The organism is Vulgatibacter sp. (assembly GCF_041687135.1).
GTDB lineage: Bacteria > Myxococcota > Myxococcia > Myxococcales > Vulgatibacteraceae > JAWLCN01.
Window position 1 is genome coordinate 190,468 of record NZ_JAWLCN010000002.1, and the last position, 14,665, is coordinate 205,132.

Below are 14,665 nucleotides of genomic sequence, written 5' to 3' on the forward strand. Positions count from 1 at the left end.
ATCAAACCCTAGGGAAGCAGGTCGGGGTCTTCGGGCTCGCCTTCCCGCGACGGGAGGGGCGGCTCGTCCACCGGTGCGGTCGGCCCATCGCCACGCACGGGCGCAGCAGCTGCTGCAGGCGCGGGGGCGCTGGGCGCCTTCTCGTTCACCACCGCGGGAACCGAAGCGTCCGGCGGCGGCGGCGGCGGGATCGGCTGCTCCTCGAGCAGGAGGCCGAGGCCCTGGCGCCGCGCGGCGACGGTCACCGCTGCGGGCTCCTCGACGAGCTTCGCGAAGCCCTCGGCGTGGCTCTGCTCGAGCATCGAGAGGGCCTCGGCAGCGCAGCTGTTGTGCACGCCGAGCTCCCGGCTCTTGGCCACCGCGGTGGCGAAGGCCTCCTGCGCCTTCGCCTCCACCGGCATCGCCTGCTCCGCCAGCGCCGCCTTGTAGAGCGACACCTCTTCCTCGCTGAAGCCACGGGGCACCGGCGCGTCGTAGAGCGCCTGGGCGAAGCTGCGGTAGGCGAGGCCGATGCGGTCGAGGGCGCAGATGCCCGGGCCCGCCGCCTTGAGGGAGACGGTCTCGGTGTAGCGCTTCTGCACCGCGAGGAGCTTCTGGCCCTTCTCCTTGAGGGCGCGGGCCATCACCTCCTGCGGCAGCCGGATCCGGATCCGCTGGTACTCGCGCCAGGTCGGCTCGGAGAGCACGAAGTGGGCGGAGGCCACCGCCTCGAGGGCAGGCGCGGAGAGACCGGCACGGGTGCGGCCCGGCAGACGCGAGTAGGTCCGCCAGACCTCCTCGTAGATCTTGTTGCGGGCGCCGATGAGGCCGCGGCTCTCCTGGATCTTCGCGATCCGGCCCTGCGCCGCGAGGCGCTTGGAGGGGTCGCGCGCCCACCGCTCCTTCTGGTAGGCCTCGAGCTGCCGCACCGCGAGGCGGCCGTTGCCGCTCTTCTCGTGGAGGTCGGCGACCGAGAGGAAGACCGCCTCGGCGTCGGCGTCGCGGGGCCAGAGCTCGAGCCAGCGCTGGCGATCGCGCAAGGCCTGGCGGTGCTGGCCGAGGGCCTCGCGGAAGATGCCGGCGTTGAAGAGCGCCGCCTTCGCCTTGCTCTCCTCGTACTTCGGCCCCTTCTCGTTCTTTGCCGGGGCGCGGCGCCCCCTGCGCTTCGGGGGCTTCGCCTGGGCTTCCCACTTCTGCGCGTAGCGCTCGTAGCTCCCGGCGGCGGCCTCGAAGTTGGTCATCTCCTCCTGCGCCGCGGCGTTCAGGTAGAGCGCCTCGGGAGCGAGCTCGCTCCGCGGGTACTCGCGCGCCAGCCGCTCGCGGACCTCGATCGCCTGCTCCGGCCTGCCCGCCTTGTGGAAGTCGACCGCGGCGTTGAAGAGCGCCTCGTCGGCGAGATCGCTCTTCGGCCAGTCGGCAACGAAGGCGAGGTAGCGGTTGCCGGCCTCGGCGTACTTCTCCTCCTTCTCGAGGAGGGCGACCATCTTGAACGAGTTGCGCTCGATGATCTGCTCGAGCTCGACCTTGAACGGCCCCCTGGCCAGGCGCGGCTCACCGTGGAAGCGCTTGGCCCACTCGTCGATCTTCTGCCAGTCCTCGAGGATGTTGTAGGAGTCGAGGACGAGGTGGGCGGAGAAGACCGCCAGCTCGTGCTCCGGGTGCTCCATCGCGATCTGCGCGAAGCGCTGCACCGCCGGCTCGAAGTGGTTGTAGCGGTACTGGATCTGCGCGGCCTTGTAGGCGATCTCCACCCGCTTGTCGCCCTGCGGCACCCAGGTCAGGTAGCTCTCGCAGGCGGTGAGGAGCGCCTGCTTCGGCGCAGGGATCGGCAGCGCCTTCTTCGGGTCGGCGTTCTTCGGCAGCGGCTCGTCGCCGAGCTTCTTCACCACCTCGTCGTGGGCGAAGATGGAGCCCTCGAGCGCCTTCACGAACCACTTGCCGGTCTCGATCTTCGCGGCCTCGTCGGCCTTGCCCTCCGCCTCGAGCTTCTTCTTCTCCTCGAGCTTCGCGATGTCGATCGCCGCGACGCGCTCGTACTCGGCTGCGGCCCAGTCGTACTTCCGCAGGTTCTCGTAGAGCAGCTCGGCGTGGAAGAAGCGGAGATCGTAGGCCTTCGGCGAGTCGGGGAAGATGGCGAGGTAGTCGTTGTAGGCCTGGCTGGAGAAGACGAAGGTCTCCTCGTGCCTGCTGCGCTTGCCCTCGTTGTGCCACGACACCGCGAGGTTGGAGAGGGTTCGCTCGGAGAGGTCACGGGCCTCCTCGAGCTTCTTCCTGTCGTCGTCGGTGCGGATCACCCCGCTCTTCTCGACGTCCTGGAAGATCTTCACCAGCAGGCGCGCCTGCTCCACGGTGATCTTCTTGTGGCCCACGCGCATCACCGCGCTCACGATGCGCGCCTGGAAGAGCGGCGCCTCGGGCGAGAGCGGCTGCTCGCGGATCAGCTGGCGGTAGACGAGCACCGCCTCCTTGTCCTGGCCGTTGTCGTAGTAGAGGCCGGCCAGGCCCTTGAGCATCCCCCACCACTCGTCGTCGCCGCCGACCTGCTGGAAGGAGGCCTTCGCCGCGGTGGGATCGCCGAAGTGGGAGTAGGCGAGGACGTAGTCCTTGCGCGCCTCGCGGATGAGCGCGGTCTTGTTGGCGTTGGCGACGTTCTGGGCCAGCTCGCCGTAGAAGACGGTCGCCTTGAATTTGTCCGCTGCGGCGGCGTAGTTGCCGAGGTTGTAGAGGCACCAGCCCTGCTTGTAGACGGCGAAGCCGTAGACCCGGCTCTCGGTGAAGGCCGCCGCCTTGGTGTAGGCGTCGAGGGCCTTCTGGAGCATGTCGCGCTTGCCGTTGGAGTTGTTGAAGTACCACTCGCCGAACGCGAGCCACGCGTCCGCGACGTACCGGGACTTCGGGAAGCGCGTGATCAGCGTCTTGTACGCCGCGAGCGCTTCCTGCTCCTTGCGGGCTTCCCAATAGTTGTGGCCGAGGAAGAAGAGCACCTCGTCCACGCGCTTGTAGTCGGGGAAGCGCTGGATCAGCTCCTTGTAGCGGAGGATGGCGCGGCCCTGGAACTCGTCGCGCTTCGCGATGAACTCCTTCTGCTCGGCGCGGGCAGCGGAGGCGCAGGCAGCGTCGCCTGCATCGTCGCAGCGCAGCGCCTTGTCCTCCTGGCGGTTGGCCTCGAAGAACCAGTAGCGCGACTCCTCCCAGTTGAGCTCCGCCAGCCGGAAGAGCAGGTCCGGCTGCTCGGGCGAGTCGCCGCCGAGGGCCACCATCTGGTCGAGGGTGCCCATCAGCTCGCGGCGCTTGTCCTTGAGCTGCAACTCCACCGAGAAGCGGAAGGTATCGTATTCGATCCCCGGGCGCTGCTCGTCGGGGGAGGTCTTCTCGCGGCTCACGTCGCCGGCGAGATCCTTCGAGGGACCGCCGGCGTCGGCCTTGCGTCCGAGCCTGGCGTCCTTCTCCGCCCGCGCTGCCACGGACGAGGGGGCGGCCCAGGCCTGCGGCGCAGGCGCGGCGGCGGCGAGAAGCAGCGCTGCAACGATGCTGTGGGTTCTCATCGGTTGTCCTTGCAGCCCTTGGTGAGCGTGTACTGGTAGGTGCCGAGCTCGTCGCGCCAGTACTCCCCCTCGTACGGCCAGTAGACGTGCTCGTCGTCGACCGCGGTGGAGTAGCGGTACTGCTTCACCACCGTGACGTTCTGGCCCTCGGCGAGCGAGGCCTCGAGGGCGTCCTTCTCGCTGGTGCCGATCTCGGCCTTGATCGCGAGGGCGCGGTAGTTGAGCTGCGCCAGCTCCCGGCGCTCGCGCTCGAGCTTGCGCTTGGCGTAGAAGCCCGCCTTCTTCTGGACCTCGACCCGCTGCGCCTCGAGATCCTGGATCAGCGTCTTCGCCAGGTCGGAGAAGCGGAAGAGGTCCCGCTTCCCACCGATCGCGTCCGCCTCCGCTTCCAGCTCGAGGATCGAGTCGTTGAGGTGCTTGAGCTCGCGATCCGAGAGCGCCAGCTTGAGGATCCGCTCGAGCATCTTCGAGGTCTCGCCGGCCTCCGTGCGGTTGGCCTTCTGGATGTCGGCGAGGACGTCGTAGTAGTCCTGCGGCGTCAACAGGTTGCCGGAGAGCACCCGCTCCAGCTCGTGGTAGAGCGGCAGGTAGGTGCGGTTGAACTCCTCGACGATCTGCGTCGCCTCGGGGTAGCGGCAATTCTCGTAGTAGATGACCGCCTTGAGGATCAGCGCCTCGGGGAAGTACTCGTCCTGGAAGAAGGGCGAGTGCAGCGTGATCATGTTGCCGAGGGCGCGCTCGTACTCGCCGAGGCGGAAGTTCGACCAGCTCGACTCGTAGAGCGACTGCAACCACTGGTCGCCGCCGCGGGCGACACGGCCGTAGTAGAAGATCGCGTAGCGGTTCTGCTTGTGCTCGTAGTGGATGCGCGCGAGCTGCATGAAGGCCTGCTCGCGCAGGGCGGGATCCTGCTGCTGGCCGGTCTTCGGGTTGAGCGCGCGGACCACGTCCTTGAAGGCCTCGACCGCAGGCTGGAACTGCCCCTCCACGTAGAGGGTGAGGCCGTCGAGGTAGCGGGCCTTCGGGTGGAAGCGCGAGTCACGGGGCACCATCGCGAGCAGGCGGCGCGCCTCCGAGAAGCTCTTCTTCGCCTCGGCGGTGTGGCCGGCGCGATCCTTCTCCGCCGCAGCGGAGGCCGCATCGAGCAGCGCCTTGCCACGGACGAAGTTGTACTTCGCCAGCAGGTAGCGGAACTCGGTCCGGTACTTCTCCGGCCACTCGGCGCCGGCGTACCTGGCGATCTCGTCGAGCACCACCGACTGGCCGGTGGTCTTGTGCGAGATGAAGAAGAGCCACTCGAGGCTGGTCGAGAAGTATTTGTGCGCCTCGCCCCGGGCCAGGATGCGCTGGAAGACCGTGAGCGACGAGTGGTAGAGGCCCATGCGGTAGAGCGACTTGGCCAGCAGGTACTCCGCCTGCTGGTGCTGCTCGATCGCCTGCGCGTCGTTCAGGATCTCCTGGAAGCCGAGGGCAGCCGCCTCGTAGTTCTCTTCCTTGAAGAGCGAGACCGCGGCGTCGAGCTTCTGCCGGTCGGCGGTCTTGCCGGTGACGTCGAACCCGTCGAAGGACATGGTCGGCGCCGGCTTTTCCGCTGCGGGCCTGGTCTGCGCTGCTGCGGGGAGCGCCGGCGGCGTCACCTGCTTCGTGGCGCGCTTCGGCGCCACCTTGCGCTTGGGCTGCGCCTTCTTTTTCTTCGGCGCAGGGGCGGCGGGCTTCTTCTCCTCGACCGGGTCGGAGAGATCGAGGCCCTCGAAGGAGATCTGGGCGTTCGCCTGGGCGGGGAGACCGACGAGGCTCGTACCCAGCGCGAAGGAGAGCGCGAGACTGAGGATGGACGTGCGCATGGCTCAGGACTCCGGGCCGTCGCCGAGAAACCAGGAAAGGCCGATGGTGAAGAGGAGCTGGTTCTGCAGATCCTTCTCCAACTCGCCGGACCGCCCGAAGACTTCGGTCTGGTAGAGCACGTCGCGGATCTCGAACCGCAGCGTGGCATTGCGGGAGACGAAGTAGCGCTGGCCCACGCCGAGGTGGAGCGCCGGGGCGATCGTCGACTCGACGGTGCTGCCGTCCGGCGGCGCCATCTTCGACTCGACGAAGCCGGCACCGACGACGCCGTAGGTGTCGAAGTGGAGCACCTTCTCGGCGAGCACCGAGATCTTGCCGTAGAGCGGCGCCCAGCTCAGATCGACGCTGCCGATCAGCCCCATGTCGCCGGGGGTCCTCGCGAGATCGTCCTTGGTGGGGACCTCGCAATTCTGGCCGCTCGAATCACAGCGGGTCACGGCGCCCGACGGCGAGGAGAGCGCGTAGGCGGCGTTCAAGCCCGCCGACCACTCCTCGCCGAAGTGGTAGGCGTAACGCAGGCCGAACGTGTACTTCGAGAAGAAGCCGTCGTTGAGCGAGAGCCCGACGGTCGGCGTCAGCTCGTGTCTGCCGTCCTTGGCGAACATCCTGCCGGAGACCGGCTTGATGCGTTCGTCGAGGTCGAGGTTGGCCTCTTCCTTCACCTCTTTGGCGGCGGCCTCGTCTGCACGGGCCTCGGCCTGTGCGTCGCGGTCGGCTTCCTGTGCAGCGGCTGCTGCTGGAAGAGCGAGGAGCGCGGCGGCGAGGAGCGGAGCGATGCTTCGGTTGCGAATCACGGGGCGCATCCTCACGGGTTCTCGTAGGTGAAGGAGCCCGGCAGCCAGAAGGAGAGGCCCACGTTGAGCGTGAGCACCTTCTGGATCTCGGAGATCTGGCGGTCCTGCGGGCGGTCTGCGTAGAGCAGCTGCTTCACCCAGAACTCAAACGCCATGAAGTCGAACATGGCGAAGCGCTGGCCGATGCCGATGTCCACCGCGGGGTGGGCGCCGTCGTCCACCGGCGAGCCGGAGGTCTGCGACCAGGCGACACCGACGCCGGAGAGCAGGAAGAGGTCGTAGGCGACGATGGTGTTGCCCCAGGCGAGCTTGCCGTAGATGGGCGTCCACACCATGTCGGCGCCTGCGGTCCAGTCCAGCTTCGAGGAGAGGAGCAGCGACTTCAGCTCCCGCTTGGCGATGCGCACGTTGTCGGTCTGCGCGATGCCGAATTTCTCGTAGTGGAGGGAGAGCGCCAGCGAATCGGCGAAGTGCCAGTTGGCGGCGATGCCGCCACCGACCTTCGAATAGAAGGCGTCGTTGAGCGAGATCGCGAAGGACGGGACCACCTCGAGCCGGTTGCGCTTGAGGAAGTGCTTGCGCTGCACGGCCTTGACCCGGTCGTCCTGGGTCACGGCGCGCTCGACGCCGTCATCGGGGCGGCCGGCCTGCTGCCGGGCGAGCTCCTCGGCGGAGGCGGGGGGCGGCTGCGCTGGCGCCTGGGCTGCCTCGGTCTCGGTGGAGTTCTCCGGCGCGTCGCCGGAGAGGTCGAGACCGAGTCCCTGTGCCAGGGCAGGCGACGCGCCGAAAAGCAGCAGCGAAGCTGCCATCGAGGCGAGCGTTCTCACGCGGGGACTCCCTTTTCGGGCGGAGGGACGGTGGCCATCTGGCTTCATTTCCAAGTGATCCGCCTGAAAGTGCAAAATCTGAATGGGCCGATGCTACAGCGCCCCCCGAGAGGGAGCAAGCGCCGTTCCGGGGTCCCACACGCCGGGGAGGTGACACCGGTGGTGCGGGTGGGAAGCGGGCCCACCCGCCCGACGAGGGGGCCTGCCCGGTCGCCGGCAGCGCGGATGGGGCCCCTCGCCAGGCCCGGGACCGCTGCCGATGAAGCCGTCGGAAAGGGCGCGGCGCAAGTTTCCCGCCGGCGGAACGGCCCGGCCGCTTAGGAGAATTTGCGCTTATCTTGAGGCCCACACGCAGGCTGTGTTACCGCTTGGGCATGTCCACCCGTCGCATTCCGTCCGTGGGCCTTTTCGCCCTGGCCTGCTCCCTCGGCTTCTTCCTCACCGCCGGCTCCTGCGTGGAGACCGACGTCGGTGCGCCCTGCAACCTCGCGCAGAACGCGACATACGTCGGGAAGAACGACCCGAACTGTCCGAGCAAAGAAGAGGCGAACGTCGAGGAGCACCGCTCGTGCTTCGAGTTCTCGCCGTCGCGCGAAGATCTCGCTGCGGGCGGCGACAAGGAGTACGTCTCCTTCGGCGCCGCCGAATGCGACAACCTCACCTGCGTCCGCTCCAAGGGAGAGCCCGTGCCTGAAACGGACGAGGCGCCCAACGGGACCTGCTCCGGCGAGTGCATCACCGACCAGGACTGCTCTTCGGAAGATGGCAAATTCGTCTGCCGCGAGCTCTTCCTCGACCAGGCGTTCCTCACGCAGCTGCGCGAGAACCTCACCGAGGAGGAGTACGCCCGCTACTTCGGCCGCATCCAGAACACCAAGTTCTGCGCCCGCGCCGAGTAGCCGCGCCCACGCACGAAAATCGAAAGCCCCCGTCGCCTCTGCGAGGCAGCGGGGGCTTCGTCGTCTCGGCGCCGGCAGCGCGCTACTCGTCTCGCTCGTATCCTTCGCCGGCGAGGAAGCGGGCGGCAGCCTCGGGCCCGAGTGTCTCGCGCATCATCCCCTCGACCGCCGCCTCGAAGGCCTGCCGCGCAGGCTCGTCCACCCAGAGGAAGCGAACGCCCATGCCCGCGTCCGGCGGGGTGGCCTTCGTCCAGACCACCTCTCCCTGCAGCGAAAATGGCTCTTCCCGCCCGGGCACGCCGAGGAGGAAGGAGAAGCGGGTCCCGACCGGCAGTGGACGCGGCGTCTTCACGAAGGTGCCGCCGCGGGAGAGGTTCTTCGTGTATTCGGCGAAGAACGCCTCCATCCTCCGGTATTCGAGCCGCAGCGCGATCGGAATGCGGGCAACCCTGCGCCGATCCTGCGAGTTGTCGCTCATCTCTTCGCACTCCGTGCGGCGGGAAGGCACAGGGGCCAGGCCGCGTTCGACGACGGCAGCGTACAACACCTGGGCAGGGACGGAGGAAACGGTATGCAGGCAGCAGGGCCGATTGCAGCGCGGATGGCCGGCTTGTGGCGCAGGCCGCGGATCCGGCTCGCGCTCCTCGGCGCGGGAGCGCTCGGCCTTCTCTCGCCCCTCCTGCCCCTTGCAGCCGTCCCCGGCTACGAGTCCGCCCTCCTGGCCAACCTCGTCGTCGGCCTCCTCGCCGGTGTGATCGGAATCGCCGCGGCGCGGCAGGAGCGCGCCGTCGAGCGGGGCGAACTGCAGGCGATCGAGCGCAACCCCGCCGCCTTCACTGCGGTGGCCCGCGGGACCTTCGCCGCCTTCGCCACCAGCGCGCTCGCGATCCTGCCCTTCGTCGGCGCGGCGCTCGTCACCGGCGCCATCGGCGCGCCCTGCTCGGTCACGGCCGGGCTGGGCTGGTATCCGGTGCTGCCGCTTCCCTCCGCCTTCCTCGGCGCGGCGCTGGGTTTTCTCTGCGGCGCGGTGACGGAACGCCGCCGCCTGCCGGGCGCGCTCTACGCCGCCGTGCTCGCGGCCACCTTCCTCGCCACCGCCCTGCCCGTGCTCTTCGGGCCGCAGGTCTTCCTCTACCACCACCTCCTCGGCTTCCTGCCCGGCCCGCTCTACGACGAGGTGGTGCAGATCGAGCTGCCCCTCGTGACCTACCGCCTCCTCACGGTGGCGTGGGGCGCGGCGACGCTGGGCCTCGTCGCGCTCTGCTGGCGCGGCGGCACGATCGGCGTCCCCGCGTTCCGTCCCCTCGCCCTCACGCTCTTCGTCGGCGCCGCCACGCTGGTCGCGGTGGGCTGGGCGGATCGCCACGAGATCGGCTACGCCCGCAGCAACGAGAGCGTGCGGGAGGAGCTGGGCGGCCTCGTCGAGGGCGAGCGCTGCACCGTGGTCCACCCGCGGGAGATGAAGCGCGCGAGCGTGCTGCGCTTCGTGGAGGAATGCGACGCACGGGTGGCGGAGCTCGAGCGCTTCTTCGACACCGAGGCGCAGCGCCCCACCGTCTTTCTCTATGCGAACCGCGAGCAGAAGCGCCGCCTCGTCGGCGCCTCCGGTACCCAGTTCGCCAAGCCGTGGATCGGGCAGCTGCACGTGGACGATCGCGGCTACCCGCATCCGGTGCTCAAGCACGAGCTCGCCCACCTGGTGGCGGGCCGAATCGGCAGGCCGCCCTTCGGCGTCACCGCGGTGCTCGGCGGCCTGTTGCCGGTGCAGGGGCTGGTCGAGGGCGCCGCCGTCGCAGCCGACTGGCCTGCAGGCGAGCTCACGATCCACGAGCAGGCCCGGGCGATGCGCGTGCTCGGGCTCGCGCCGGCGCTGCCGCGGATCATGTCCGCCACCGGCTTCTACGGCGAGTCGGCCTCCCGGGCCTATACCTACGCCGGATCCTTCGTGCGCTGGCTGGTGGAGGCACGCGGCGCCGCGTCGTTCGCCCGGCTCTACAGGGACGGCGATTTCCATGCGGCCTACGGCACGCCGCTGCCCGAGCTGGTTCAGGAGTGGGAGGCGTGGCTCGACGCACAGCCACTCTCCGAGCGGGCGCGGGTGGTGGCGGAGCGCCGCTTCAAGCGCCCCGCGATCTTCCGCAGGCCCTGCGCCCGTGAGGTGGCGGACCTCACCGACGAGGCAGGCGACGCGCTGCGCGCCGGCGATGCGGAGAAGGCCGTCGAGCTCTACGGGCGCTGCTCCGAGCTCGACGCAGGCGATCCCGGGTTCCTCGTCTCGCAGGCGCGGGCGCTGGCGGAGGACGGCAGGGCCGAGGAGGTCGAGGCGCTCCGGCCCCTGCTCGACGCCCACCCCTCGGTCGACGATCTCCTGCGCGCACGGCTCCTCGTCTCCCTGGGCGACGCCTGGGCCCACCGCGGCGATCCGCTCCGCGCTGCAGAGGCGTGGCGCAAGGCGGGCGCCTTCCAGATCGATCGTGCCGGCACCCGCGAGGTCGACGTGAAGGCGGAGGCAGTCACCGACGCAGCCTGGGCCAGCGCCGTGCTCCCCTACCTGGCGGAAGGCTCCGACGCGCGGCTCCTCGCCGTGCGCGATCTCCTCGAGCGCCGTCCCGACTACGCCACCGGCTGGTATCTGGTCGGCCGCCGTCTCGTGCAGCGGGACGAGCCCGCCCTCGCCATCGCCCACCTCGACCGCGCCCTGGCAGGCACCCTGCCCTCCGCCCAGATCGAGCGCGAGGCGAGGCGCCAGCGCGCCCTCGCCCTGCTGGCCCTCCACCGCCACGCCGAGGCGGAGGCCGAGCTCGTCTCGATCCTCCACGCCGGCGACCTCGGCGAGCAGCTCGAAACCGCCGACCTCCTCGCCCTCACCCGCTTCGCCGCCGCCCGCCGCCTCGCCACCCGCTGAAAAGGCCCCCACCACCGCCGTGCCGGCTCACGCAGCGCCACCGCACCGCCGCACCGCCGACTGGCGACACCCGCCAGCTGCTCGGCGAGCAGCCGATCGAGGCGCCGCGCCGCCGGTGCGCGCGATCCGCGGGAAGTCGGGGGGGACCCGTCGCGCAGCGACGGGGGGGTCCTGTTTCCCGCGGGAGCGCGACGCCGGCGGAAAGCGCGGCGCCGTACCGGCCTCCCCCCGCCCCCACTGGCCGATCCCCCCAGGAACGACAACGGGCCACCCGGTTCCCCGAGCAGCCCGCGTCGTTCCAGCTGGCGAAATCGATCAGCGAATGAGCTGCGTCGCCTCGGTCTCCCAGACCTGCGCATACTGCCGCTGCCCCGCCTTCGCGAGCAGGTCCTTCACCTGGGCGATCGCCGCGGTGAGCTGCTCACGCGAGGCCTTCGCCTGCCGCCACTGGGTGAGGGCGGTGGCGTACTCCTGCATGCCCTGCTCGTACTCCTTCTTCGCGAAGCGGAGCATGGCCTTCTCGACGTAGAGGTCGGGGTTGAACTCCTGGGCAGCCTGCGCCGCCTCGAAGGCCTTCTCCGCCTCGTCGAACTTCGACTGCTCGCGGAGGATCGAGCCCTTGGCGACGTAGAGCGCGCCGTTGACCTCGTTCTCCTTGATGCCGAGCTCGTACTTCGCGAGGGCGTCGTCGAGCTTGCCGGTGCGGCGGAGCGCGTTGCCGAACTCGAGGAAGTACTTGTCGTCCTTCTTGAGCGGGTACTGCTCGAGGAAGGAGATCGCCTTGGCCGAGTCGAGCTCCGCGGCGAGGAGGTACTTGGCTGCGTCGAAGTAGAACGCCGCCACGTACGCGTCGGCAGCGATCGCCTTCTCGAACGAGGTGATGGCGTTCGCGTCCTTCTTGCTCGCCTCGGCCTTGGCCTTCACCGCGAACGACCAGGGGTCGGTCGCGTCGGCCTGCGCAGCGGCGTGGGCGGTGGCGATGGCGTCGTCGACCTTCTGCTCGAAGAGCTCGAGCTCGGCCTTCGCCACCAGGGCGCGGGCCTTCAGGCTCGGGGTGAGCTCCGCCTCACGCTCCATCGCGGACTTGATCGCGTCACCGGCCTCCTTGAGGCCAGCGCCGTTGGCGATGCGGGCGCGGGCGGCGCCGAGCATCGAGCCGAGGTGCTCCGAGTTCGACTGGAGGCCCTTCGAGAAGTAGGCGAGCGCGTTGGTGGCGTCACCCTCCTCGAGGTAGCTCTCGCCGATCAGCACGGCGAAGCGGGGGTTGCGCCAGTCGGCGTCGAAGGCGGCCTTGAAGGCGCGGCGCGCCTCCTCGAGCTTGCCCTGGGCGCGCAGCGCCTCACCGAGCGCGGCGTAGATGCGCGCGCCGCCGGCGCCCTTGTCGAGCACCTCGGCGGTGAGGAACTTCTCCGCCTCGGCGGCCTTGCCCTCGGCGGTCATCATCATCGCCTTGGCAGCGTACTCCTCGGCGGTGCTGGTCTTCTCGGCGACGGCCTTGGCCACGAACTCGCTGGCAGCGCCCTTGCGGTCGCCGACGTTGTGGTCGACGTAGAGAATCGCGTTCAGCTCGGCCAGAGCGGCGAGCGAGTAGCCGTGGCTCGAATCGAGGGCGAGCACTTCCTTCAGCTTCGCTTCCGCCTGCGCGTAGGCCTTGGGATCGTCCTTGAGGAGGAGATCCTTGGCGACCTTGGCCGTCTTGTCGGCCTCGGCCTTCTTCTGCGAGGAGGTGTAGTACCAGCCGAAGCCGCCGGCGAGGACCGCCGCGACGATGACGACGTCGCGGATGAACCGACCACCGGTCTCGCTCTTCTCCCAATTGTCGCTGCCAGGCTTGCGGACGTCCTTGCTCATGCATCCTCCCCGACGCAGACGTGTCGGTGACGGGCGAGTCATGTAGGGATTGGGCCAGCGTGAATAGCAAGCGCGCCAAAGGAGTGTCAAGGCAGCGGAATCGCTCCAAGACCTTTGACGCGGCACGCTTTCCATGCGTGTCGCACCCGACTCGTGAACGGCAGGCATCGTCGCACCAATCGAGGGAAAATGCAGCCACCCCGCGTGCAATCGGCAGGCGGGGTGGCGAGCGCATGCCGGTGCCGCGCCGCGTCGAGTTCAGTCCGCCGGGAGGTCCTCGCCCGTCTCCGCGTTCCCCTCGCCGCCTGCAGGCGCGCCGGCCTGGCCGTTCTGCGGCGGCGCGGCGCCGCCGGGCTGCGGCGAGCCGGGCGGCTCGAGCCCCTGCGGCGTCCGGGCCTCCGGCGCCGAGACGAGGCGGTCCGCGGTTCCCTCGTCCACCGCGCCGGTGGGAACCCACCCCTGCGCGGTCTGCCAGGCCCGGATCGCCTGCCGGGTCGGATCGTCGAGCTGCCCGTTCGGCGCCTGGTGGTAGAAGCCCTCCGCCCAGAGCGTGCGCTGCATCCGCTCGATCTCCTCGGGGGAGAGCTCCACGAGATCCTCACCGTAGGCGGCGCGGACCTCCTCACCCTCCTCTATCCCCGCAACCGCCTCCTCACCGTCGGCCTGGACCAGCTCGAGCCCGGCGAGCGCGGTGGCCCCGCCCAGATCCTCGAGTTGCTCGGCGTGGAGCCGGAAGACGGATTCGGCCTTGGCTGCCTGCGCCTCGAAGAAGGCGCGCTCCCGCCCCTCGGCCCGCGCCGCCCTGCCGCGGAGCACCCGGGCGGCGGCCCGGAGCCTGCGGGCCTCGGCGAATTGGAACGCGGGGTCCGCGGGTGCTGCAGGCTGGCTGGCCCCCAGCGCCGCGGGATCGGGCGGCAGCGACGCAGGCCCCGGCTCGCCGCCGACCATGCCACCGTCGAGGGTGGCGCCGGCGCTCCAGTAGGCGCCGGCCCCCGCCTCGATGGGCAGGACCTCGTCGGCCTCGAGGCCGAGCGCCGAAGCGGTATCCGCGTCGAGCCAGCCGGTGGGGGCGAGCCCCTCCTCCCGCTGCACGGCGAGGAGCGCGAGGCGCATCTCCCCGGGCAGCGGCACCGGATCGAGCCAGCCGCCGGCCTGGAGCGCCTCCTCCACCCGGGCGAAGGAGGCGGCGTCGAGCCGCTCCACCGGCCTGCCCAGCTCCCGTGGTTCGATGTCGGGCCCCGCCGTCTTCTCGAGGGCCGGATACCCCGTCACCGGCTCCGGGCCACCAGCGGTGGCGCAGCCGAAGAGACCAACCGATACACCCAACGCCGCCAGGATCACGCGCCTCATGGGTGAAGCGTCCGCACGCGAGCAGGCCTCGGCAACGGAGCCGGAAGGCGCGGCGCCTGCCTGCCCGGCACCTTCCGCGGCCTTCCGCCCGGTGGGCAGGCAGCCGGGGAATACGTTGACAGGTGGGTGGTTTGTGGGCAGAAAGCCGGCGGTTCGAGCCCCATTGCCGGCCGGAGGAAGCATAGCCGTGAAGCGCACCATTCTCGTCGTGCTCGCCGCCCTGTCCGCCACGGCGTGCGCCACCCGATACATCGGCAATACGCGCATCGAGGACACCGAGCAGAACCGCGAGATCCTCCGCGCCGTCGAGCAGTACCGGCGGGCCGTCGAGGATCGCGACGTCGAGCGCATCCTCGCCATGACCAGCGATCGCTACTTCGAGGATCCGGGCACGCCGCACGTCGCCGCCGACGACTACGACAAGGTGGGGCTCCGCGACCGGCTGGTCGAAGCCTTCGCCAAGGTGGCGGAGCAGCGCCTCGTCGTCGACGTCCGCAAGGTGAACGTCGAGGGCGACGACGAGGAGCAGGCCCAGGTCGACTACCGCTTCGACTACCGCTACCGCCTCGATCTGCCGCGGGCCGACGAGTGGCGGCAGCAGATGGACCTGAACCGCCTCGAGTTCCGCCGCGAAGGCGAGGACTGGAAGATCGTCTCGGGTCTCTGACCA

The 14,665-nt window shown here is 69.8% G+C and carries 10 protein-coding genes; 3 read left to right on the plus strand and 7 right to left on the minus strand.

Annotated features, from left to right (window positions below; genetic code table 11):
- Window positions 1-8: 8 nt before the first annotated feature.
- Genes ACESMR_RS04710 through ACESMR_RS04725 form a run of 4 tightly spaced genes read right to left on the minus strand, consistent with a single transcriptional unit; the run spans window position 9 to window position 6,990 of the window.
- Window positions 9-3,524, minus strand: a complete 3,516-nt coding sequence (locus tag ACESMR_RS04710; RefSeq protein WP_373045506.1) for a tetratricopeptide repeat protein — start codon at window positions 3,522-3,524, stop codon at window positions 9-11.
- Window positions 3,521-5,368: an adventurous gliding motility protein GltC gene (gene gltC / locus ACESMR_RS04715; RefSeq protein WP_373045508.1), complete on the minus strand. Its 1,848-nt coding sequence runs from the start codon at window positions 5,366-5,368 to the stop codon at window positions 3,521-3,523. The genes ACESMR_RS04710 and gltC overlap by 4 nt, the downstream gene beginning before the upstream one ends.
- A 3-nt stretch (window positions 5,369-5,371) precedes the next feature.
- Window positions 5,372-6,163 (minus strand): outer membrane beta-barrel domain-containing protein, encoded by a 792-nt coding sequence (locus ACESMR_RS04720; RefSeq protein ID WP_373045510.1) that lies wholly within the window; start codon window positions 6,161-6,163, stop codon window positions 5,372-5,374.
- A gap of 11 nt (window positions 6,164-6,174) precedes the next feature.
- Complete coding sequence (locus ACESMR_RS04725; protein WP_373045512.1) at window positions 6,175-6,990, minus strand: outer membrane beta-barrel domain-containing protein; 816 nt, start codon at window positions 6,988-6,990, stop codon at window positions 6,175-6,177.
- 398 nt (window positions 6,991-7,388) lie between these two features.
- Here ACESMR_RS04725 and cglC point away from each other — a divergent pair, with 398 nt between their 5' ends.
- A complete protein-coding gene (gene cglC, locus ACESMR_RS04730; RefSeq protein WP_373045513.1) occupies window positions 7,389-7,889 on the plus strand; it encodes an adventurous gliding motility lipoprotein CglC in 501 nt (166 codons plus the stop codon).
- Between the two features lie 82 nt (window positions 7,890-7,971).
- On the opposite strand, the gene ACESMR_RS04735 is transcribed toward cglC, so the two are convergent.
- A complete protein-coding gene (locus ACESMR_RS04735) occupies window positions 7,972-8,367 on the minus strand; it encodes a TIGR02266 family protein (protein WP_373045514.1) in 396 nt (131 codons plus the stop codon).
- 93 nt (window positions 8,368-8,460) lie between these two features.
- On the opposite strand from ACESMR_RS04735, the gene ACESMR_RS04740 reads away from it, so the two are divergent.
- Complete coding sequence (locus ACESMR_RS04740) at window positions 8,461-10,794, plus strand: hypothetical protein (RefSeq protein WP_373045516.1); 2,334 nt, start codon at window positions 8,461-8,463, stop codon at window positions 10,792-10,794.
- A 315-nt stretch (window positions 10,795-11,109) separates the two neighbouring features.
- On the opposite strand, the gene ACESMR_RS04745 is transcribed toward ACESMR_RS04740, so the two are convergent.
- Both ACESMR_RS04745 and ACESMR_RS04750 read right to left on the minus strand, forming a co-directional pair.
- Window positions 11,110-12,645 (minus strand): tetratricopeptide repeat protein, encoded by a 1,536-nt coding sequence (locus tag ACESMR_RS04745; protein WP_373045518.1) that lies wholly within the window; start codon window positions 12,643-12,645, stop codon window positions 11,110-11,112.
- Window positions 12,646-12,903: 258 nt separating this feature from the next.
- Entirely contained in the window at window positions 12,904-13,995 is a 1,092-nt protein-coding gene (locus ACESMR_RS04750) for a peptidoglycan-binding domain-containing protein (RefSeq protein ID WP_373045520.1), read from the minus strand.
- Between the two features lie 187 nt (window positions 13,996-14,182).
- Here ACESMR_RS04750 and ACESMR_RS04755 point away from each other — a divergent pair, with 187 nt between their 5' ends.
- Window positions 14,183-14,662, plus strand: coding sequence for a hypothetical protein (locus ACESMR_RS04755; protein ID WP_373045521.1), 480 nt, complete (start codon window positions 14,183-14,185; stop codon window positions 14,660-14,662).
- Window positions 14,663-14,665 lie beyond the last annotated feature (3 nt).

What these genes read in the sequence shown, in the direction of transcription:
- ACESMR_RS04710 (WP_373045506.1), bottom strand. Translation starts at nt 3,524, where the DNA reads ATGAGAACCCACAGCATCGTTGCAGCGCTGCTTCTCGCCGCCGCCGCG.
- ACESMR_RS04745 (WP_373045518.1), bottom strand. Translation starts at nt 12,645, where the DNA reads ATGAGCAAGGACGTCCGCAAGCCTGGCAGCGACAATTGGGAGAAGAGC.
- ACESMR_RS04735 (WP_373045514.1), bottom strand. Translation starts at nt 8,367, where the DNA reads ATGAGCGACAACTCGCAGGATCGGCGCAGGGTTGCCCGCATTCCGATC.
- gltC (WP_373045508.1), bottom strand. Translation starts at nt 5,368, where the DNA reads ATGCGCACGTCCATCCTCAGTCTCGCGCTCTCCTTCGCGCTGGGTACG.
- ACESMR_RS04750 (WP_373045520.1), bottom strand. Translation starts at nt 13,995, where the DNA reads ATGAGGCGCGTGATCCTGGCGGCGTTGGGTGTATCGGTTGGTCTCTTC.
- ACESMR_RS04740 (WP_373045516.1), top strand. Translation starts at nt 8,461, where the DNA reads ATGCAGGCAGCAGGGCCGATTGCAGCGCGGATGGCCGGCTTGTGGCGC.